The 19543-nt window shown below is 52.8% G+C and carries 18 protein-coding genes; 16 read left to right on the top strand and 2 right to left on the bottom strand.

From position 1 onward, the window contains the following. Positions 1–42 precede the first annotated feature (42 nt). Positions 43–1548 carry a leucyl aminopeptidase gene (locus P9J64_13860; protein MDG5469410.1) on the bottom strand — a complete coding sequence of 502 codons (1506 nt, stop codon included), beginning with the start codon at positions 1546–1548 and terminating at the stop codon, positions 43–45. Between the two features lie 331 nt (positions 1549–1879). On the opposite strand from P9J64_13860, the gene P9J64_13855 reads away from it, so the two are divergent. The 3 genes from P9J64_13855 to P9J64_13845 all read left to right on the top strand — a co-directional run bounded on the left by P9J64_13855 (position 1880) and on the right by P9J64_13845 (position 4937). Continuing rightward, positions 1880–3322 (top strand): HD domain-containing protein, encoded by a 1443-nt coding sequence (locus P9J64_13855; protein ID MDG5469409.1) that lies wholly within the window; start codon positions 1880–1882, stop codon positions 3320–3322. After that, complete coding sequence (locus tag P9J64_13850; GenBank protein MDG5469408.1) at positions 3310–3933, top strand: hypothetical protein; 624 nt, start codon at positions 3310–3312, stop codon at positions 3931–3933. The genes P9J64_13855 and P9J64_13850 overlap by 13 nt, the downstream gene beginning before the upstream one ends. A 215-nt stretch (positions 3934–4148) precedes the next feature. Continuing rightward, positions 4149–4937 (top strand): carboxypeptidase-like regulatory domain-containing protein, encoded by a 789-nt coding sequence (locus P9J64_13845; protein MDG5469407.1) that lies wholly within the window; start codon positions 4149–4151, stop codon positions 4935–4937. 121 nt (positions 4938–5058) lie between these two features. Here P9J64_13845 and hemL read toward each other — a convergent pair whose 3' ends face one another. Continuing rightward, entirely contained in the window at positions 5059–6342 is a 1284-nt protein-coding gene (gene hemL / locus P9J64_13840) for a glutamate-1-semialdehyde 2,1-aminomutase (GenBank protein ID MDG5469406.1), read from the bottom strand. Positions 6343–6793: 451 nt separating this feature from the next. Between hemL and rsxA the strand changes: the two genes are divergently transcribed. From rsxA to nuoG, 13 genes are all read left to right on the top strand, one after another. Then, positions 6794–7375, top strand: coding sequence for an electron transport complex subunit RsxA (gene rsxA, locus P9J64_13835; GenBank protein ID MDG5469405.1), 582 nt, complete (start codon positions 6794–6796; stop codon positions 7373–7375). Between the two features lie 30 nt (positions 7376–7405). Then, entirely contained in the window at positions 7406–8248 is an 843-nt protein-coding gene (locus P9J64_13830) for an RnfABCDGE type electron transport complex subunit B (protein MDG5469404.1), read from the top strand. Between the two features lie 16 nt (positions 8249–8264). Next, on the top strand, positions 8265–9581 hold the full coding sequence (rsxC, locus tag P9J64_13825) for an electron transport complex subunit RsxC (protein ID MDG5469403.1): 1317 nt from the start codon (positions 8265–8267) through the stop codon (positions 9579–9581). A gap of 5 nt (positions 9582–9586) precedes the next feature. Then, positions 9587–10582 (top strand): RnfABCDGE type electron transport complex subunit D, encoded by a 996-nt coding sequence (locus tag P9J64_13820; protein MDG5469402.1) that lies wholly within the window; start codon positions 9587–9589, stop codon positions 10580–10582. After that, positions 10579–11187, top strand: coding sequence for an RnfABCDGE type electron transport complex subunit G (locus P9J64_13815; GenBank protein ID MDG5469401.1), 609 nt, complete (start codon positions 10579–10581; stop codon positions 11185–11187). Before P9J64_13820 ends, P9J64_13815 begins: the two co-directional genes overlap by 4 nt. After that, on the top strand, positions 11184–11777 hold the full coding sequence (locus P9J64_13810; GenBank protein ID MDG5469400.1) for an electron transport complex subunit E: 594 nt from the start codon (positions 11184–11186) through the stop codon (positions 11775–11777). The genes P9J64_13815 and P9J64_13810 overlap by 4 nt, the downstream gene beginning before the upstream one ends. Before the next feature lie 287 nt (positions 11778–12064). Further along, on the top strand, positions 12065–12421 hold the full coding sequence (ndhC, locus tag P9J64_13805) for an NADH-quinone oxidoreductase subunit A (protein ID MDG5469399.1): 357 nt from the start codon (positions 12065–12067) through the stop codon (positions 12419–12421). Beyond that, positions 12412–12918, top strand: coding sequence for an NADH-quinone oxidoreductase subunit B (locus tag P9J64_13800; protein MDG5469398.1), 507 nt, complete (start codon positions 12412–12414; stop codon positions 12916–12918). The genes ndhC and P9J64_13800 overlap by 10 nt, the downstream gene beginning before the upstream one ends. Positions 12919–12970: 52 nt before the next feature. Then, a complete protein-coding gene (locus tag P9J64_13795; GenBank protein ID MDG5469397.1) occupies positions 12971–13453 on the top strand; it encodes an NADH-quinone oxidoreductase subunit C in 483 nt (160 codons plus the stop codon). A gap of 53 nt (positions 13454–13506) precedes the next feature. Beyond that, a complete protein-coding gene (gene nuoD / locus P9J64_13790; GenBank protein ID MDG5469396.1) occupies positions 13507–14685 on the top strand; it encodes an NADH dehydrogenase (quinone) subunit D in 1179 nt (392 codons plus the stop codon). Positions 14686–14711: 26 nt separating this feature from the next. Then, entirely contained in the window at positions 14712–15212 is a 501-nt protein-coding gene (locus P9J64_13785) for an NAD(P)H-dependent oxidoreductase subunit E (GenBank protein MDG5469395.1), read from the top strand. Positions 15213–15230: 18 nt separating this feature from the next. Then, on the top strand, positions 15231–17012 hold the full coding sequence (nuoF, locus tag P9J64_13780; protein MDG5469394.1) for an NADH-quinone oxidoreductase subunit NuoF: 1782 nt from the start codon (positions 15231–15233) through the stop codon (positions 17010–17012). 39 nt (positions 17013–17051) lie between these two features. Further along, on the top strand, positions 17052–19532 hold the full coding sequence (gene nuoG / locus P9J64_13775; protein ID MDG5469393.1) for an NADH-quinone oxidoreductase subunit NuoG: 2481 nt from the start codon (positions 17052–17054) through the stop codon (positions 19530–19532). The last annotated feature ends 11 nt before the right edge of the window (positions 19533–19543 follow it).

The raw sequence follows: 19543 nt of genomic DNA, 5'->3' as shown, positions 1-19543 counted from the left end.
TGTCAAGGTGAAAGGCTGGAGCGGTAAATGACTGAATCGACGTCAGTTTGTATTCGACAAATTCTCTAGAAATGCGATCAGTAAACGCACGCCGACACCTGTGCCACCCTTGGGTGTGTAAGGGGTTGCCTGGTCGCGCCAGGCCGTGCCGGCGATGTCGAGGTGAGCCCAGTTGAAGTCCTTGGCAAACTTCTTCAGAAAGGCCGCAGCCGTAATGGTTCCAGCCGGACGACCTCCCGTGTTTTTTACATCGGCCACGTCGCTCTTGATCTGCTGGTCATAGTCCTCCCAGAGCGGCAGCTGCCAAAGTCGCTCGCCGCTATCATCGCCGGCTTCCAGTAATGCGTCCACGAGTTCCTGGTCGTTGCCGAGAACCGCTGTCGCCTGATGGCCCAAAGCAATGATACAGGCGCCGGTCAGGGTCGCCAGGTCAACGACCAGCCTCGGCTCGTAGCGTTTTGCGTAAGTCAGGGCGTCGGCGAGGATCAGGCGGCCTTCGGCGTCAGTGTTAAGGACTTCAATTGTCTGGCCGGAGAGGCTGGTGAGGATGTCTCCTGGCCTGTAGGCGGTTGCCGAGGGCATATTTTCAACTGCGGGAACGATGCCCACCAGGTTGACCGGCAGTTCCAGAAGGGAGGCGGCCAACATGGTGCCGATGACGGCCGCCCCACCGGCCATATCCATCTTCATCTCATCCATTTTTTCGCCCGGCTTCAACGAGATCCCGCCTGAGTCAAAGGTGACGCCCTTGCCCACCAGGGCCACTGGTGCTTCGTCTTTGTGGCCGCCCTTATGCTCGAGAATAATAAGGCGCGGCTCGCGTGCGCTACCCTGGGCCACGCCGAGAAGAGCACCGCAACCTTCTTCGGTTAACTCTTTCTGGCCGAGGACTTTGCAACTCAGTGTGCTCTGCTGCGCTGCAAACTGCGCCTGTTCGGCGAGGTGCTCAGGCGATTTGATGTTGCCGGGAGCGTTGACGAGATCTCGCGTCAGTATGACCGCCTGGCTGATTTTACGCGCCTTTTCAACGGCAACCTCGCAGCTTTTTTTATCTTGTTCCGCTGTGATTACCAGAGTGACGGTCTTTGGCAATTTGCGAGCCTTTTTCGTTTCTTCTCCGAGGAACAAGTCGTAGCGGTAGCTGGCTAAGAGAAGCCCTTCTGCCAAAGCCTGGAACGGAGCGGACTGTTCGCGCTCTTCGCGCTGAAAAGGTAAAGCGAAGGCCATCTGCCCGAACTTTTTCTCTGTGACCCTATTCACGGCCTGTCCAGCTGCCCGACGAACCTTTTCGTCGGAGATCTTTTCTGCTTGGCCAAGACCGATGAGGAGAACCCGCTCTGCCGGCAGATGTCCTGCGGGTTGAAAGAGGATCTGTTCATCCTCTTTGGCAGAGAATTCGCCATTGCGTTTTGCCTTGAGGAGCAGTCCACCGAGTTTTTGGTCAAGCTCTTTCATGAGCGGTGAGGCAAAGTCCTTCTCGCAGAGACCGATGACCAAGCATGAAGTTTTTATTTGTAGCGGAGACGATTTACGAATTTTTATGTCCATCTAATAACTCTCCTTGCTAATGAATTCAGACTTTTCTCGTTGATGATAATGATAGGCGGGTTTTTAGCTTTTGGCTAGTTGTATATATGGTTTTTAACTTAAGCGCCCTTCCTCTCTTTCCTCTGGTCCGTCTCTTGTGAAAACTCGTTATCTGTGCAGTCTCTTGCCGAGTGCTCCCTGAGCTACTAATTCAATGGGGGATGAGCACTTCCCGGTTGCGCTTGTCTCGGTTTCTGGGATATGTTCTCTTCTAGACTGTCTCTTCAAACTATCTTCCCGGTCTGAATGGTTGTTCCCAGGATATCTCCGTATCTGGAAGCCCTGAACTGTCATGCGTCAATTAGTTAAAGCCGTTCAATCCTTATTCTCCAGGCGCTCCGGCGCGTTGCAAAGTGAAAGCTCCTCTGCTGATTTTTTCAGGGGTATTCGTTTCCGTCTCGTTTCGTTCGTTCTGTCGTTGCTTGTAGTTACGACTTTCAGCGTCTCGTTTATTGTTATGCAAATCCTGGATTCCGCCCTGCTGGATTCTCTCGTCAAGCGGGGAAGTGCTATCACACAGGCCGCTGCCGTCCCCGCCGGATTCAGCCTGTTGGAGAATGATCGTCTGGCAATGGATAATCTCGTTGCCCAGATAAAAGCCTCCCAGGAAGAGCTGGTGTATGTCGCCATTCTGGATCTTGAAAAAAATATCCTTGCACATGATCGACTGGACCGGGTTGGCGAACAACTCCCTTCTTTGACAGGAAAGCCGATAGCACAGGCTCATGATGTTGCCATTGTTAGGGGGCAATATGAAGGGGTTGATAGCTTTGAATTCAGGCGCCCGATTTATTTTGCAGACCAGCATGTGGGGAGTGTCGTTGTTGCTGTCAGCGCCAGTAAGTTAATGGCCTCGAAGGCTTTGGCGCACCGACAAATTTTTACGGTCGCCACATTTGTAACTATCCTGGCCTTGCTCGGCGCGATTCTGATTTCAATGGTTTTCACTCGCCCCATCGAGCGTTTGGCCGACGGCGTTTCAAGGCTGCAGAAAGATGAGTATGTTGGCGATGTTCCGGTTCGTTCACGTAATGAACTGGGAATGTTGATTCGCAACTTCAACAAGATGGCAAGGACGATCCAGCAACAGAAAGCAAGCTTACAGGGCTATGCAGAGGATCTGGAATCGTCATATAATGATATCGTAAGAATTCTGGCCGCGGCTCTCGATGCCCGGGATAATTACACCTATGGTCATTCGGCCCGTGTTGCGCGTTTTGCTATCGCTGTCGCCGAGAGACTTGAGTTTACCCGCGAGGAATTAAAGGAACTGGAGATGGGGTGTTTGCTTCATGACATAGGCAAGATCCATGTCAGAGACGCTGTACTCAATAAGCAGTGTAACCTTGATCAGGAAGAGTCTCTGGAGATCGCTCAACACCCATTGCTGGGCTCACAGATCCTTGAACTTGCACCTTCGTTGCATAAATATATTCCTGGTGTAAAGCACCACCACGAGCGTTTTGACGGAACAGGCTACCCTGACCGGCTTAGTGGCGACGAGATCCCATTGCACGCCCAGATCCTTGCTCTGGCAGATACTTATGACGCCATGACAAGTTCGAGGCCATACCGAAAGGGTCTCAGCCAGGAAAAGGCGATTGCAGAAATCAGGCGCTGTAGCGGTAGCCAGTTTAACCCCAAGCTTGCTGAAATCTTTATCGATATCGTCCCTGTTGTTTCCGCCAGGTTAGTGGACGATCGGTTGCCACTGGAGTCGCTATGCGCATCGTAACTTTTACAGGTGTTTGTTGCCTGACCCTCACTCTGCTGTTCTCCGGTTGTTCTGCCGTGACCAATGTCTCTGACCCTGTGGTGGTTGAGAAGGACAACTCAAGCCAGGATGGCCGTAAGGCCGACAAACTAATCCCGGAGGCCCGTAAGACCATCGAACGGCTATTGGCCGAAGGCTCCCCGGTGAAAGCCCACGATGCTCTTCGTGATGCTTTAGGTCGTGGCGCCACGGAAGCCTCTTTGGTGGATCTTTACACGCAAGTGGCGAATCGTCTTTTGGGTGAGGCTGCCCGAGCTGAGGGGGAAGGTCACTTTGATACGGCGGGCAGATTCTACCGCATGACTTTAGGCCTCTATCCGCAGAGTTCACAACTTCGAACAGCTTTAGTTATGACTGAAGAAGCGATCAAGCTGAAGATTGATGAGTGCGCGGATGAACTGATGAAAAGCGGTTTGGTTGCTTATCGTGAAGGCGACTTGGCTGAAGCTGTGGCTGTTTGGGAAAAAATTTCCCCGTTTTACCCGGATTACTCCCCTTCTAACGTTGCAATTAAGACAGCGAAGCAACAAATTGAAAATCTCGAAAAATTGGCCCCGAACAAAGCGAACTGATTGGCGACTCTTTGGACCTTCAATGCATTGTCGCGGCGTGTCTGCTTTTTCCTCTCAGATTTTGACATTCTCTCTCAGGAAGCTAAACTATTATTCGGGTTTTCCATGTCTTATGGCTTCAGGAGGTTTCGATGTTGAGGTTTAGCTTTAAATTTTGTTTGCGGGTTGCTTTAATTTTTTGCTTGTCCGTTTCTCTGCTGGCATGCCAGTCGGGCATGTCGCCTTCGAGTCCGCCGGTAGTGGCGAGTGCCCCCGGAGCAGAATGGGTCGGAGAGTACGTTGACGGTCAGGGAGGAACAGGTATTCGTGGCCATGTCTATGTCGAAGCCAGTGGTAATCCCCTCCCCGGAGCATATGTCAACATCTATCCTGATGCAGTCACTAATTTGCTTGGTCCTTCCAAGTTCATGTCAATCCCAACCGATAATGCTGGTAATTTCCAAATGGATGTGTCGCCGGGGGTCTATTATGTCGTCGCTCGTAAACGGCTGAGTGGCCAACCCACTGGACCATTGTCTCCAGGGGATTATTATTCTGAGCATCAGCGGTTGGTGACCAAGGTTGAGGAAGGTAAAATTGTGGTGGTTAAGCTGCCGGTGGCTATGATGAAGGCGCCGATGTTCTTTAATAGCCGACAGACGGATCAGCAGACGAAAACCGGGGTCAAAGGTGTCTTGGTGAATCAGGCGGGGCAACCGGTACGTGGAGGCTTTGCCATGGCATATGTGAACCAGGAGATGAAGCGGCTCCCCGATTTTATCTCCACCCTCTCCGACGAGCAGGGCCAGTTCACGCTCTACCTTCCTGAAGGAGGGACCTATTACTTGGGGGCCCGTATTCAGGCCTGGGACATGCCGACTAATGGTGAGCCGTACGGTATCTACGGTGGAGAGGTTCCTGAGCCGATTGAGGTAGTTACAGACAGTTTTGTCGAAGAGATTCACATCAAAATGACTCCCTTTCAAGGAACTTATCAGCCCGGCAAAAGCCAGCGTCCTTTTTAAGGATGGATTTATTAAAGCGGTTGTTCTGCCAGCGGATAACTCTGTAGCCCTGTTGCAAACGAAGAGAGCCCGACCTCATAAATGAAGTCGGGCTCTCTTCGTTATTGCTTATAAATGTCTTTTAAAGTGCTCTGAAAGCCTTGCTTGCCGCTTCGATCGTCTTGTCGAGATCTTCCTGTGAGTGAGCGATACTCATAAAGCCGGATTCGTATTGCGAGGGTGCAATGTTGATGCCCTGGTCGAGCATGCTGCGGAAGAAGTTGGAGAAGATCTCAGGCGTTTCCGGTTTGACGTCGCTGAAGTTAAACACCTCTTCCGCCTGGAAGTAAGTGCAGAACATGGCACCAACGCGTTGCAGTGACGTCGGCACATTGGCTTCAGCGGCTGCTTCTTGCAGACCTTTACAGAGGTAGGCGCTTTTTTCTTCGAGTGTTTCGTAGAAGCCGTCTTGTTTAAGTAGCTCCAGGGTGGCGATGCCCGCGCTCATGGCCAGCGGATTGCCGGACAGGGTTCCTGCTTGATAAACGCCACCACCAGGAGAGAGCGATTCCATGATCTCTCGCTTGCCACCGAAGGCGCCAACAGGTAAGCCGCCGCCGATGATCTTGCCGAGGCAGACCAGGTCGCCGCGCACCTTGAATCGCTCCTGGGCACCACCGTAGGCAACCCGGAAGCCGGTCATGACTTCGTCGATAATTAAGATAATGCCCTGATCATCGCAAAGCTGACGCAACCCCTCGAGAAAGCCTGCTCTTGGTGCTACGCAGCCCATGTTGCCGGCAATTGGTTCGAGGATGATACAGGCGATTTCGCCCTTGTTGGCGGCCACCATCGCTTTCGTCTCTTCAAGGTCGTTGTAGGTGGCTGTCAGGGTGTGTTTGGCGAAATCCGCGGGAACGCCGGGGGAAGTCGGTACTCCGAAGGTGGCCAGTCCGCTGCCGGCTTTTACCAGCAGTGAGTCGGCGTGACCGTGATAACAGCCGTCGAACTTGAGAATCTTGTCACGACCGGTGTAGCCACGAGCCAGGCGGATGGCACTCATGGTGGCTTCGGTACCGGAGGAGACCATGCGCACCATTTCAATATTCGGATAGGCGTCGCAGACCATCTCAGCAAGCTGTGTCTCGCGGGCCGTAGGTGCCCCGAAAGAAGCGCCCGTTGCTGCTGTTTTCTGAATGGCTTCAACAACCTTGGGGTGGCAATGGCCTAGAATCATTGGGCCCCAGGAGCCGACATAGTCTATATAGGCGTTATCGTCGGCGTCGAAAATTTTCGAACCAGCGGCCCGGGAGATGAAGATTGGCTCACAGCCAACAGACTTGAATGCCCGAACCGGGCTGTTAACACCACCCGGGATCACTTGTTTTGCCTTGGCAAAAAGGTTGGAAGATTTCTGGTGGTTCATAGCGGCTCCTTAAAGAACTTGCTTGCGTTGGGAAGGTTGACAGCTTCGACAGGTCTTTGTTCGGTGGCTGCGGGTTCCTTAGGGTCGTTCCCTAGCTGCCGTTTCGACGTGTCTGAACGTATGGCCTGGTTGCTCCTCTATATCAAGGTGACACCTGTTAACATAGCAACCAGAGCCTGTCAAGAAAACGCCCTTTTTCGCATAGGGTCAACGGTTGGTCTGGCTTAGCTCTTAATGTTTTAGTCAAACTAAAATATTTCCGTGAGGTTTGTAGCCATCTGTAAAAATAAGCCTTTATTTATTTTAATCTTGCCCATTCTCGTGCCGGTTGCCTTCTCTTCTCTTTTGAAGTAAAACTAAAAGATTCTTATTGTATACTGTTTGACTTTGCTGGTTAACTGCTTTATAAACGCTGGTCTGACCAATTTACAGGGTAGGGTATTTAAGGTGTATGGCTGATCTTCTCGTCATTTTGGTAAGCGCAATCTTTGTCAACAACTTCGTGTTGGCGCGCTTCCTCGGCATCTGTCCATTTCTCGGCGTTTCCAAGAAGGTGGAAACAGCTCTGGGGATGGGGATGGCGGTTACCTTTGTCATGACTGTAGCTACGGTGGTGACCTGGTTTGTCCAGTACTTTGTCCTGATTCCTTTCGGTATCGAATACCTGCAGACGATTGCTTTCATCCTGGTGATTGCTTCCCTGGTTCAGTTGGTGGAGATGGTTATCCAGAAGGTCAGCCCGGTACTCTACCAGTCTCTGGGGATCTTCCTGCCGCTGATTACCACTAACTGCGCAGTTCTTGGCCTGGCTGTTCTCAGTATTCAAAAAGATTACACGTTTTTGGAAGGTATCGTCTTTGCTATCGGCGCCGCTCTCGGTTTTACCCTTGCCCTGGTCCTTTTTGCCGGTTTGCGTGAGCGGCTTGAACTCTGTGCCGTGCCGCAGAGTTTTCGCGGCACCGCCATTGCCCTGGTGACGGCTGGCCTTCTGTCCCTGGCCTTTATGGGCTTTGCCGGTCTGGTCAAAGGGTAGGCCTTATAATATGACGTCCAAGGTAGTTTTATGCTTGCAGCTATATTAAGTCTCGGATGCATCGGTCTGGTTGCCGCGATTGCGCTTGGCTTTGCCGCCAAGAAGTTTGCCGTGGAGGTTGACCCACGTGAACTTGCTGCAATGGAGGTTCTGCCCGGAGCCAATTGCGGAGCCTGTGGCTTTCCCGGTTGCGCCGGCTATGCCAAGGCCCTGGTTGCAGGCACTATCGATTTGAACCAGTGTCCTCCCGGCGGCGCCGATGTGGTGGCAAAGTTGGCGCGGATTCTTGGTGTCGAGGCTTCGGCTTCAGAAAGACAGCTTGCCGTTGTCTTGTGCCAGGGCGATAATCGCAGGGCGCAGGTCAAATACCAGTACCTGGGCTTGGCCGATTGTACGGCGGCACAAAAGATCGCAGGCGGGCCAAAGGCTTGTCCCGGTGGCTGCCTGGGCCTTGCTTCCTGCCAGCGTGCCTGCCCCTTTGACGCAATCGAAATGACAGATGACGGTCTGGCGGTGATCAGCCGTGAAAAATGTACCGGATGCCGAAAGTGCGTGGCTGTCTGCCCCAGGAATGTGATCCGCATGACGCCCTATGAGTCAGAAATTCACGTGCTTTGCAACAGTCACGATAAGGGCGCCATAGTGCGCAAGTACTGCCAGATTGGTTGTATTGGTTGCCATATCTGTAAGAAAACCATCCCCGAGGCATATAAGGTCGAAGACTTTCTCGCTACCGTTATTTATGGGCAGGATGAAGAAGCGATTGAGGCGATTGGCAAATGTCCGACCAAGTGCATTCGGGACTTCAGCGATGGCTATCCTGAAGGCAGCAAACTTTTGACTGTCGCTGTAGACAAACCACACGCGGCCTGATTTAAGGTAGAGACTGGTGAAATTAAAAACCTTTACAGGGGGCATACATCCTCCGGACAACAAGCAGTGGTCATCGCACAAGGCGATAGAAGACTGCCCCTTGCCCGCAGAGTTTGTCGTGCCTATGGCGCAGCATATAGGTGCTCCTGCCGTTGCTTCTGTAGAGGTCGGTCAATCGGTGTCCAAAGGCCAGGAGATAGGCTCTGCAAAGGGTTTTGTCTCAGTGCCGGTGCATGCGCCAACCTCCGGAGAGGTCGTTGCCGTCGAAAGCCGTCCACACCCCTGGGGAACTTCATTGCCGGCGGTTGTGATCAAGCCGGATGGTGAAGATTGTTGGTCGACGGATTTGCAGCCCGGAGACCCGGGCAGCCTGACTGTAGATGAAATCGTTGAAAAAGTACGCTTGGCAGGCGTCGTTGGCATGGGTGGCGCCGCTTTTCCCGCGCATGTCAAAATGTCGCCTCCACCGGAGAAAAAAATCAGCACCCTGATCTTCAATGGCGTCGAGTGTGAGCCCTACCTGACGGCTGATCACCGCATGATGCTTGAAGAGCCCGAGCGCATTCTGCAGGGCGTTGCCTTGCTACAGTATGTTTTTGGTGCCGAGCGGGTGGTGATCGGTATCGAGGCGAATAAGCCCGATGCGATTGCCTTGCTTGAGAAAGAGTGTGCTGGTGCGCCAGTCGAGATACTGTCTCTTCAGGTCAAGTACCCGCAGGGGGCTGAGAAACAACTGATCGCTGCGGTGACTGGACGCGAGGTCCCTTCGGGCGGATTGCCTATGGATATAGGTGTTGCCGTACATAATATCTCGACCGCGGCAGCTGTTGCGGATGCGGTCCTTTTTGGGCGGCCTCTGATCGAAAGAGTCTGTACGGTGACAGGGCCTGCTATCCGCGAGCCCAAGAACCTGCGGATACGCATTGGTACCCCGCTGTCTCACCTGGTTGAAGTCTGTGGTGGCTTGACTGAAGATCCGGGCAAGATCGTGCTTGGCGGGCCAATGATGGGCTTTACCCAGCTCGATTTTGATGTCCCTGCAACCCGGGGAACCTCTGGTCTGCTGTTGTTGCGTGATGAGGATGTTGATCGCCAGGAAGAGGGCCCCTGTATTCGTTGCTCTCGCTGCGTGCAAGCGTGCCCGATGCACCTTCTGCCGACGACGATTGCCGCATACTCGCGTCGGGACCTTCTGGCAGAAGCTTCCGAGTATTGCGCTATGGATTGTATTGAATGCGGTTGTTGCAGCTACGTTTGTCCTGCGACGATTCCATTGGTGCAGGCGATCCGCTACGGTAAGGCCGCCATCCTTGCCAAAAAGAGGAGCTCATAAAACCCGTGAGCAAGCAACTCTACCTGTCTTCTTCGCCGCATATACATTCCGGCGATTCCACGTCCAAGGTCATGCGTGCTGTGCTTTACAGCCTGCTGCCCGCTTGCGCCGTGGCGGTCTATTTTTTCGGGCCGGCAGCCTTGACAGTCCTGTTGATTGCAACCTTGGGGTGTCTTGCCACGGAGGTTGTCTGTCAGCGTTTGATGGGGCAGCCGGTGACTATTGCTGATGGCAGTGCAGCCATTACCGGCGTTCTGCTCGCTCTCAACCTGCCGCCTTCAAGCCCCTGGTGGTTGACCTTGCTCGGTGCGGTGATTGCCATTGCGATCGGCAAGCAGGTCTATGGCGGCCTCGGCTCAAACCCCTTTAATCCGGCCCTTGTGGCCAGGGTTGTGCTCCTCATCTCTTTCCCTGTGCAGATGACAACCTGGTCATCACCGACACCTTTCGGCTCTGGGCTTGACCTTGTTACCACCGCAACCCCTCTGGGGGAGTGGAAGAATGCCGTCATGCTCACCGGACAGATGCCGCCTGAACTGCAGTCTGGGATGGCGGATTATTTCCTTGGTAATATGGCCGGTTGTATAGGTGAGGTCTCTGCTCTGGCGTTGCTGCTAGGAGCGGGCTATCTCTTTTACAAACGAATTCTGACCTGGCATATTCCTGCTACTTTTGTCGGTACGGTGGTTCTCTTTTCGAGTGTGTTCTGGCTGGTCAACCCGGACAAGTACCCCAACCCGCTTTTTCACCTATTGACCGGCGGCCTGGTTCTGGGGGCCTTTTATATGGCAACAGACATGGTAACCACGCCGGTTTCAACCAAAGGCATGCTGTTTTTTGGAGTGGGTTGCGGTGTGTTGACTGTTCTGATCCGTCTCTTTGGTGGTTATCCGGAAGGAGTCTCTTTCGCTATTCTGCTCATGAACGCCGCGACTCCGTTGATCGATCGCTATAGCCGTCCCAAGACTTTTGGCACTTCACGGCAGGGGGTGAGGTCATGAACAGTATGTTGCGTCTCGCCCTGGTGCTGACTCTGATTACTGCTGGCGCCGGTTTGATCCTGTCTATGGTGGAAGCTGTGACACGTGAGCCGATAGCTGAGCAGCGTCGCCTGGCAACCCTGCGTGCTTTGCGGGCCGTCTTGCCGCCGGGCGACAACTCTCCGGACCAGGACACTGTTCAGTTGCTGACGGGGCAGGACAGGCGTGGTCGGGATGTCCTGCGGACTTTCTACCGAGGTAGACAAGCGGCTGAGCTGAGCGGGGTTGCCTTTCAGGTTGTTGCCCCGGACGGTTATAGTGGCAATATTGCAGTGATGGTCGGTGTGGACCCGGAAGGTACGGTCGACGGCATAGAAATCCTGAACCATAGCGAAACACCCGGTTTGGGAGACAAGATCACTTTGCCGGGCTTCAAGGATATCTTCACCGGGAAAAATCTGCAGAATGCTGACTGGCGGGTGAAGAAGGATGGTGGTGAGTTCGACCAGATCACTGGTGCGACGATTTCTCCCCGGGCCGTTGTTGGTGCTGTGCGGAGAGGTTTGGAGTTTTACCACGAGCACCGTGACGAGATCCTTGCCGATGCTCAAGGGGGCGGCCAATGACGTTAAGCCGTGAATTCCGTAAAGGCCTTTGGCGCGAGAATGCTGTATTCAGGCTGCTGTTGGGTTTGTGCCCGGCCCTGGCGGTTACGACCAGCGCTGAGAATGGCCTGGGCATGGGGTTGGCTACGACCTTTGTTCTGGTCTGCTCCAACATCGTCGTTTCGTTATTACGGAAAGTCATCCCGCCGAAGGTTCGGATCCCTTCCTTTATCGTTGTCATCGCGTCCTTTGTGACTGTCGTTCAGCTCTGTATGGAAGCTTATTTCTACGATCTCTACAAGGCCCTGGGGATTTTTATTCCCCTGATTGTTGTTAACTGCCTCATCCTAGGGCGTGCGGAAGCCTTTGCTTCAAAGAACCGCCTTGTCCCCGCAGTCGTTGATGGTGTTGGCATGGGGCTCGGTTTCACACTGGCGCTTTTTGTCCTCGGTGCGGTCCGTGAACTCTTTGGTTCCGGCACCCTCCTCGGCTACAGCGTCTTCGGGGAAGCCTATCAGCCGTTGCTCTTGATGATCCTCCCCCCGGGGGCATTCATCGCAATGGGTCTTTTGTTGGCTGGAATGAACCTGTTTGACGCACGTAAGCAGTAAACAATTCCCCCTCTTTGCGCCCATTTAATACACTGCCTTTGTGTGCATTAATCGTCTCTAAGACAGCCAATTATCACGGCTTTCTTATCTTTTCAAGTTCCTGACTAAAATACTCATAAAGCCACAGAAATCGGGCGTTTATGGCCGATTGGATTGCATACAGTATACTGTATTTTTCCCTTGACAAAGAGGTGGAATTGTCCTAACTTGCTGTCGGCTAAAAAGCCAAAAAGCTATACCTGCGACTATTGGATTTTGTAATCTCACCTGGCAGGAGGATTATATCAATGCTGGACAGTTATCTACCAATTCTCACCCTGATCATCATCGCGCTCGGTTTTTCTGTCGCGGTGATCGTCCTTTCACGTCTGGTCGGAGAGAATAAGCCCTCGGCGGTCAAGCTGGCGCCTTACGAGTGCGGGATGCCTCCCGTTGGCTCCGCCCATGAGCAGTTCTCGATCAAGTTCTACATTATCGCCATGCTCTTTATCGTCTTCGATATCGAAGTGGTCTTCATGTACCCCTGGGCGGTTATGTTTAAACGTCTCGGTCTGTTTGGTTTCGTGGAGATGGGCGTGTTTATTCTGATTCTTCTCGTTGGCTACGCATACGTTTGGAAAAAAGGAGCTCTGGAATGGGAGTAGAGGAAACTCTAGGTAATAACGTTATTACCACGTCGCTGGACACGATCGTCAACTGGTCCCGTGCCAGATCTCTCTGGCCGCTGACCTTTGGACTTGCCTGCTGCGCTATCGAGATGATGGCTACGGGTGCTGCTCGGTTCGACCTCGACCGCTTTGGTGTGCTCTTCCGCGCCTCACCGCGTCAGGCCGATGTCATTATTATTGCGGGAACTGTGACCAAGAAAATGGTGCCGGTTATCCAGACTGTTTATGAGCAAATGCCGGAGCCGCGTTACGTTATTGCAATGGGCGCATGTGCTTGTTCGGGTGGTGTCTTTGATACCTACAGCACGGTGCAGGGCGTTGATGAGATCTTGCCGGTTGATGTTTATGTGCCTGGTTGCCCCCCTCGTCCGGAAGGTCTGCTCTACGGCATTATGAAGCTTCAGGAGCAGATCATGAAAGAGCGCAATAGCTTTGGTGCTTCTATCGGCGTAGGCGAGCGGATCGCTGGCTGAAACGCTTCGACTGACTGGCAACTTTAACCCAGATAGACAGGATACAACCGTTATGAGTGTACAGGCTACTGTTGATAAGCTGAAAGCCAAGTTTGGCGAGACAGTGCTCGAGGTCATCGAGTTTCGCGGTGAGACTACTGTTGTTGTCAAGAAAGAGGAAATTGTAGCTGTTTGCACCTTCCTCAAGGAAGACGTCGGCTTTAACTTTCTGACCGATCTCTGTGGTGTTGATTACATGGGTCAGGCCCCCCGCTTTATGGTGGTCTACCAGCTCTACAATATCGGGACCCACACGCGTCTTCGCGTAAAGGCACCGGTTGAAGAGTCTGATACAACGATCGATACCGTAAGCGGTGTCTGGGCAACGGCCAATTGGTTGGAGCGCGAATGCTGGGACCTGATGGGGATTACGTTCAATAACCATCCGGATCCACGACGCATTCTTTTGCCGGCTGATTGGGAAGGCCATCCGCTACGCAAGGACTACCCGGTTCAGGGCCCGGATCGCGAGCCTTACCAGGGTCGTCTGCAGTAAGAGACTTTTCGCGTAAACTCAAGCACGTATCTGAATATAGACGAGGCAGAAATATGGCGAATCATGAAACCATGACCATCAATATGGGTCCACAGCATCCCTCAACTCACGGGGTGTTGCAGTTGGTCCTCGAGTTGGATGGCGAAATTGTCCGCAAAGCGACACCGCATATTGGCTTTTTGCACCGCGGTGTAGAGAAGTTGGCGGAACACCGTACTTATCACCAGGTGTTGCCCCTGACCGATCGACTCGACTACCTGGCTCCCATGCATAACAATCTCGGCTACGTACTGGCCGTGGAAAAGTTGCTTGGTATAACGGATGAGATTCCAGAGCGTGCGCAGGTTGTCCGGGTTCTGCTCGCCGAATTGACCCGTCTCAAGAGTCACCTGGTCTGGTTGGCATGCCATGCTCTCGATATCGGCGCCATGACCGTTTTCATCTATGCCTTCCGCGAGCGTGAGCACATCATGAATATCTACGAGAAGGTTTCGGGCGCTCGGATGACCTCGAACTACTTCCGCGTTGGTGGTCTCTCTGCTGATTTGCCCGAGGGGCTTGATAAAGAGATTCGTGACTTCATCGACACGATGCCTGGTCATCTGGATACTTATGAGGGTCTGTTGACCGGCAACAAGATCTGGCAAAAGCGTATTCAGAATGTCGGTGTCATCAGTGCTGAGGACGCGATTGATCTCGGTGTCACCGGTCCTTCCTTGCGCGGTTCCGGTGTTGATTGGGACTTGCGTCGTGATCAGCCTTACTCCGGCTACGAAAATTACGATTTTGAGGTTGTTGTCGAAGAGGGCTGCGACACATGGGCTCGTTATGTCGCTCGTCTCAGGGAGATGCGTGAGTCCTGCAAAATCATCCACCAGGCTCTCGACAAATTGAAGCCCGGCCCAGTGCTGGCTGATGCGCCTAAAATTGTTCTTCCGTCCAAGCAAGACACTGTGAATACAATCGAAGGTTTGATTCATCATTTTAAGATTATCAGCGAAGGCTTTAAGCCGGACGCCGGTGAAGTGTATGTCGGTGTGGAAAACCCCAAAGGTGAAGTCGGCTTTTACCTGGTTTCTGACGGTTCGCCCCGGCCGCATCGTATGAAGATTCGCCCGGCTTCTTTCATTAACCTCCAGGCCTTGCCCAAGATGTGCGAAGGTTCGATGATTGCAGACGTTGTTGCGGTTATCGGAACTCTAGACATCGTTCTGGGTGAGATCGACCGCTAACCTGCTGCGAGGATAAGGAATCAGCCATGAGTGAAGCAGTCGAAGCAACTGTTGCAGAGCAGGATACAGACCTGACCGGAGCGAACCAGATTCTCGACAAGTATGTTGATTTTCCAGGTGCTCTGATGCCGGCACTTCAGGAAATCCAGGAGTTCTACGGTTATATCCCCGAGCCAACGGTACATCTCACCGCCGAACGTTTGAACGTCTATACCAGTCAGATTTACGGGGTGCTGACGTTCTACGCTCAGTTTCATCTGGAACCTCGTGGAAAATACATTATTCGTGTCTGTATGGGGACGGCTTGTCACGTTAAGGGCGCAGGTCGGATTGCAGACATCATCAAGGAGCGCCTGGGTGTCGGTCATGCCGAAACCACAGAAGACCTTAAGTTTACCGCTGAATATGTGGCCTGTATTGGTGCCTGCGGTATGGCGCCGGTCATTATGGTCAATGATGGAACCTACGGTTCTTTGACGGTCCAGAAGACGGACGAAGTCATCAAAAAATACCAAGAGCTGGATTGATAACTCACCGAGGATTTTATGGCCGAAACAGCTGAAAATATCCAAGTACTTATCTGCACCGGAACCGGTGGCTACGCCTCTGGCGCCCAGAGTGTCATAGACGCTTTTGAAGCAGAGTTTGAGAAGCAGGGCGTAGAAGCCAAGATTGGCAAGCGTTGCGACATCAAGAAGACCGGTTGCCGCGGCCTGTGCGCCAACGACGTTCTGGTTGATGTCATCTTGCCTGGCCAGGAAGCTGTGACCTACGACTTTGTGACTGCTGAGCTGGTGCCGCAGATCGTTGAAGAGCACATGCTCAAGAACGAGGCCGTTGAAAAGAAGATAGCGGGAAAATACTATAACAAGTTCCTTGAGAAGCAACAGCGGATCATCTTCTCCCGTTGCGGTACGATTGACGCCGAGAGTCTTGATGATTTCCTCGCCAATAAAGGTTTTACCGGCATCAAAAAAGCTGTGACCATGACTCCCGATGAAGTTATTGAGGAAGTCAAGAAGTCCGGTTTGCGCGGCCGTGGTGGCGGTGGTTTCCCCACCGGCGTCAAGTGGTCTTTCTGTAAGGCCACTCCAGGTGAGAACAAGTACCTGATCTGCAACGCTGACGAAGGTGATCCGGGCGCGTTTATGGACCGCTCGGTTCTCGAAGGCGACCCCTACGGCTTGATTGAAGGCATGATGATCGCCGCTTATGCTATCGGTTGTAAGTTTGGCTATGTTTACTGCCGAGCTGAATATCCATTGGCGATCAAGCGTTTGCAAAAAGCGATTGACGTCTGCACCGAGAAGGGTTTCCTCGGTAAGGACTGTATGGGTCTTGGCTTTGAATTCGAGATGCGGATCAAGGCTGGTGCCGGTGCTTTTGTCTGCGGTGAAGAAACAGCTCTGATGGCTTCAATCGAAGGTGAGCGCGGCATGTCACGTCCTCGCCCTCCGTTTCCTGCAGTCAAAGGTCTCTGGGGCAAGCCGACCAATATCAATAACGTTGAGACGTTCGCCAACGTTGCATATATCCTCTACAACGGCGCCGATTGGTATTCCTCAATCGGTACCGAAGGCACCAAGGGCACCAAAATCTTTGCCCTGACCGGTAAGGTCAAGCATACGGGTCTGGTCGAGGTTCCTGCCGGAACCACGATGAAGGAAGTCATCTACGATGTTTGTGGCGGCATTCTCAATAACCGTAAGTTCAAAGCCGTTCAGGCCGGCGGCCCCTCGGGTGGTTGCCTTCCCGCTGAAGCCCTTGACGCCGAAGTCGATTACGACTCGCTGATCAAAGCTGGTGCGATGATGGGTTCCGGTGGTCTGGTTGTTATGGATGAGACCACCTGCATGGTCGACATTGCCCGCTTCTTCCTCAATTTTACCCGTGTAGAGTCCTGCGGCAAATGTATCCCTTGCCGTATCGGTCTGAAGATTATGCTTGAAATTCTCGAGCGGATCACTCAGGGCGAGGGTCGTGAAGGCGATCTGGAGTTGCTGGAAAGCATGGCTTACGACATCAAGAAAAGCTCGCTTTGCGGCCTCGGTCAAACAGCACCAAACCCGGTACTTTCCACCCTTCGATATTTCCGTCACGAGTACGAGGCTCATATCAAAGAGAAAGAGTGCCCGTCTCATGCATGCAAGCCGCTGCTGCATTTCAAAGTTATTGAAGAGAAATGTAAAAAGTGCGGTATCTGCCCGCGGGTCTGCCCGGTTGACTGTATCCAGTGGGAAAAGGGCCAGGTTGCAGTGATTGACCGTGAGGCATGCACTGAGTGTACATCCTGCTACGACGCCTGCCGCTTCATGGCGATTGAATAGTCACTATTTTAAGTCTATCACTGACGATAAGAGGACACGATGGTTAACCTGACAATCGACGGTAAACAGGTCACGGTCAGCAAGACAGCGACGATTTACGAAGCTGCCAAAGAGGCTGGAATCCATATTCCGGTTCTCTGCTATGCCAAGAAGTTGCTGCCTTATGGCGCCTGCCGGGTCTGCCTGGTGGAGGTTGAGCAGATGAAGGGGCGTTTGATTCCTTCCTGCACGACACCGGTTAGTGAAGGTATGGTCGTGATCACTACTTCGGATGAGATCAAGAAGGTCCGTAAGACGGTGATGGAGTTCCTGCTGGTTAACCACGTTCTTGATTGCCCTGTTTGTGACAAGGGCGGTGAATGTGATCTGCAGGATCTGGCGTATGAATTCGAATCGATCTCCAACCGCTTCGAAGGTGAGAAATTCGATCTGCCAACAGATGAAGTCAATCCACTGATCGAACGCAACATGAACCGTTGCGTACTCTGCGGCAAATGCGTCCGCGTCTGTGACGAAATCGTTGGTTACGGTTCCTACTCATTTATCAATCGTGGCTTTGAGACCAAAATTGCCACAGCGTATGATCGTGGCCTGGACTGTGAATTCTGCGGTCAATGTCTCTCCATGTGCCCGGTTGGTGCTCTCTTGCCACGGCCCTTCAAGTTTAAGGCCCGCCCCTGGCAACTCAAGGAAGTTGATTCGGTCTGCGGTTACTGCGGTAATGGTTGTACCGTTACCCTGGGTGTTAAGGACAATAAGGTTGAGACGATCCGTTTCAATGACAAAATTGGCGTCAACGACGGCAATCTCTGTGTGCGTGGTCGTTTTGGTTACTCCTATGTCAACCATGAAGACCGCCTGACCAAGCCGCTGGTTCGTAAGAACGGAGAGCTGGTTGAAACTGATTGGGATGAGGCGCTGCAGGTGGTGGCCGATGGCCTTTCCAAAGCGCAGCAGGGACAAGGTGCCGGCATTTTGTCGGGAGCACGCCTGACCAATGAGGAGCTTTATCTTCTCAAACAGGTCGCGAAAGAGGTTGGCACAGAGAACCTCGATCACTCCGGCGGCGAGTGTTACAAAGGTGTCACCGAAGGCCTGGTAGAGACTATCGGTGTTGCCGCCTCAACCGCAGCCTTCCCGCAAATTGAAAAAGCAAACATCATTCTGGCCATTCGTTCAGACTTTTACGAAACCCATCCTGTTGTCGGCATGGTGGTCAATCAGGCCATTCGTCGCAATGGAGCGAAGCTCGCTATTGTCGCTGACAAAAAAGGCAAGCTTGATAAACTTCCTGGCGCCAAAACACTTCTGAGTCGCCCCGGTCTTGAGCTTGATGTTCTCAATGCTATGGCAAGGCTTCTTCTCGATGAAGGCCTGGCTCAGACTGAAGGCATTGAAGGTCTTGAAGAGCTCAAAGCTGCCCTGGCTGACTTTGAGCCGGCTCAGGTTGCAGAGCGTACTGGTGTTGACCTCGAAACTTTGCAGGCGACAGCAAGACAACTGGCGGGCGCTGAAAACAGTGCAATCTTGATGGCCTACGGCATGCCGTATCAAGGTCTTAATAAAGAACTGGCAATAGCTGCAGCCAACCTGGCTCTGCTTGTCGGTATCCCTGGTCGCGAAGGCAGTGGCTTGTATCTCTGCGGTGAGAAGTCAAACAGCCAGGGGGCGATTGACCTCGGCATCCTGCCGCAAAACGGTGGTAAAGGTGCTCAGCAGATGCTCGACGCAGCCGCTGAGGGTAAGTTGGACGGTCTCTACGTTGTCGCTGAAGATCCACTGAGCAGTTACCCCGATCGAGACAAGATCGCTAAAGCTTTTGATAAAGTTCCTTTCCTGGTGGTTCAGGATCTGTTCCTCTCGCCCACCGCCGAGCAGGCTGACGTGGTTCTGCCCGCAGCTTCCTTTGCCGAGAAGGATGGAACTTTTACCAACGCCGAGCGCCGCATTCAAAGGGTGCGTCCTGGCATTCCGAGCCCTGGTGAAGCACGAACCGACGGCGACATCTTCTCCGCTTTGGCCGCCAAGCTCGGTTGTAGAGTTACTTTCACTGGCCCTGAAGCCATCTTCGCCGAGATTGGTAAGATCGCAACAGCTTACGCTGAGTTCAACTTCAATGAGATTGGGCCGCAAGGCGTTGTCTGGGGTGGCGAGATATTGCAGCCTGTTTGCAAAAAAGTCATTGCTGTTACCGGATGCAGTTCTGTCAAAGGTGATTTCCAGTTGGTAACCGGCAGTGCCCTCTACCACAGCGGGACGGTTTCCACGAAGGCTAAAGGTCCAATGGCCGTTCTTCCTGAGCCTTATCTCGAAGTCAGCCGTGAAGATGCCAAAACGTTGAGCGTTGTTGACGGTGACCTTGTCAAGGTGGCTGGCAACGGGACTGAACTGCAACTGAAAGTAAAAGTTGGCAATCGACTACCAAAAGGGGTTGTTTTCGCTCCTTATCACTTTGCCGAGGCCAATGTGAATCGTCTCTATAAAGGTGAGCCGGTAATCGTCGTTACCGTCAGCAAATAGAATTTATGGAT

It is taken from the genome of Deltaproteobacteria bacterium IMCC39524, assembly GCA_029667085.1.
In the GTDB taxonomy this organism is placed as follows: Bacteria; Desulfobacterota; Desulfuromonadia; order Desulfuromonadales; family BM103; genus M0040.
Note: the sequence above shows the minus strand (reverse complement) of the source record. Positions and strands in the feature narration are given on the sequence as shown.

Excerpts from the sequence above, each read along its gene's own strand:
- P9J64_13860 (MDG5469410.1), bottom strand. The coding sequence starts at position 1,548 with ATGGACATAAAAATTCGTAAATCGTCTCCGCTACAAATAAAAACTTCA.
- P9J64_13855 (MDG5469409.1), top strand. The coding sequence starts at position 1,880 with ATGCGTCAATTAGTTAAAGCCGTTCAATCCTTATTCTCCAGGCGCTCC.
- P9J64_13850 (MDG5469408.1), top strand. The coding sequence starts at position 3,310 with ATGCGCATCGTAACTTTTACAGGTGTTTGTTGCCTGACCCTCACTCTG.
- P9J64_13845 (MDG5469407.1), top strand. The coding sequence starts at position 4,149 with ATGTCGCCTTCGAGTCCGCCGGTAGTGGCGAGTGCCCCCGGAGCAGAA.
- hemL (MDG5469406.1), bottom strand. The coding sequence starts at position 6,342 with ATGAACCACCAGAAATCTTCCAACCTTTTTGCCAAGGCAAAACAAGTG.
- rsxA (MDG5469405.1), top strand. The coding sequence starts at position 6,794 with ATGGCTGATCTTCTCGTCATTTTGGTAAGCGCAATCTTTGTCAACAAC.
- P9J64_13830 (MDG5469404.1), top strand. The coding sequence starts at position 7,406 with ATGCTTGCAGCTATATTAAGTCTCGGATGCATCGGTCTGGTTGCCGCG.
- P9J64_13815 (MDG5469401.1), top strand. The coding sequence starts at position 10,579 with ATGAACAGTATGTTGCGTCTCGCCCTGGTGCTGACTCTGATTACTGCT.
- P9J64_13810 (MDG5469400.1), top strand. The coding sequence starts at position 11,184 with ATGACGTTAAGCCGTGAATTCCGTAAAGGCCTTTGGCGCGAGAATGCT.
- ndhC (MDG5469399.1), top strand. The coding sequence starts at position 12,065 with ATGCTGGACAGTTATCTACCAATTCTCACCCTGATCATCATCGCGCTC.
- P9J64_13800 (MDG5469398.1), top strand. The coding sequence starts at position 12,412 with ATGGGAGTAGAGGAAACTCTAGGTAATAACGTTATTACCACGTCGCTG.
- P9J64_13795 (MDG5469397.1), top strand. The coding sequence starts at position 12,971 with ATGAGTGTACAGGCTACTGTTGATAAGCTGAAAGCCAAGTTTGGCGAG.
- nuoD (MDG5469396.1), top strand. The coding sequence starts at position 13,507 with ATGGCGAATCATGAAACCATGACCATCAATATGGGTCCACAGCATCCC.
- P9J64_13785 (MDG5469395.1), top strand. The coding sequence starts at position 14,712 with ATGAGTGAAGCAGTCGAAGCAACTGTTGCAGAGCAGGATACAGACCTG.
- nuoF (MDG5469394.1), top strand. The coding sequence starts at position 15,231 with ATGGCCGAAACAGCTGAAAATATCCAAGTACTTATCTGCACCGGAACC.
- nuoG (MDG5469393.1), top strand. The coding sequence starts at position 17,052 with ATGGTTAACCTGACAATCGACGGTAAACAGGTCACGGTCAGCAAGACA.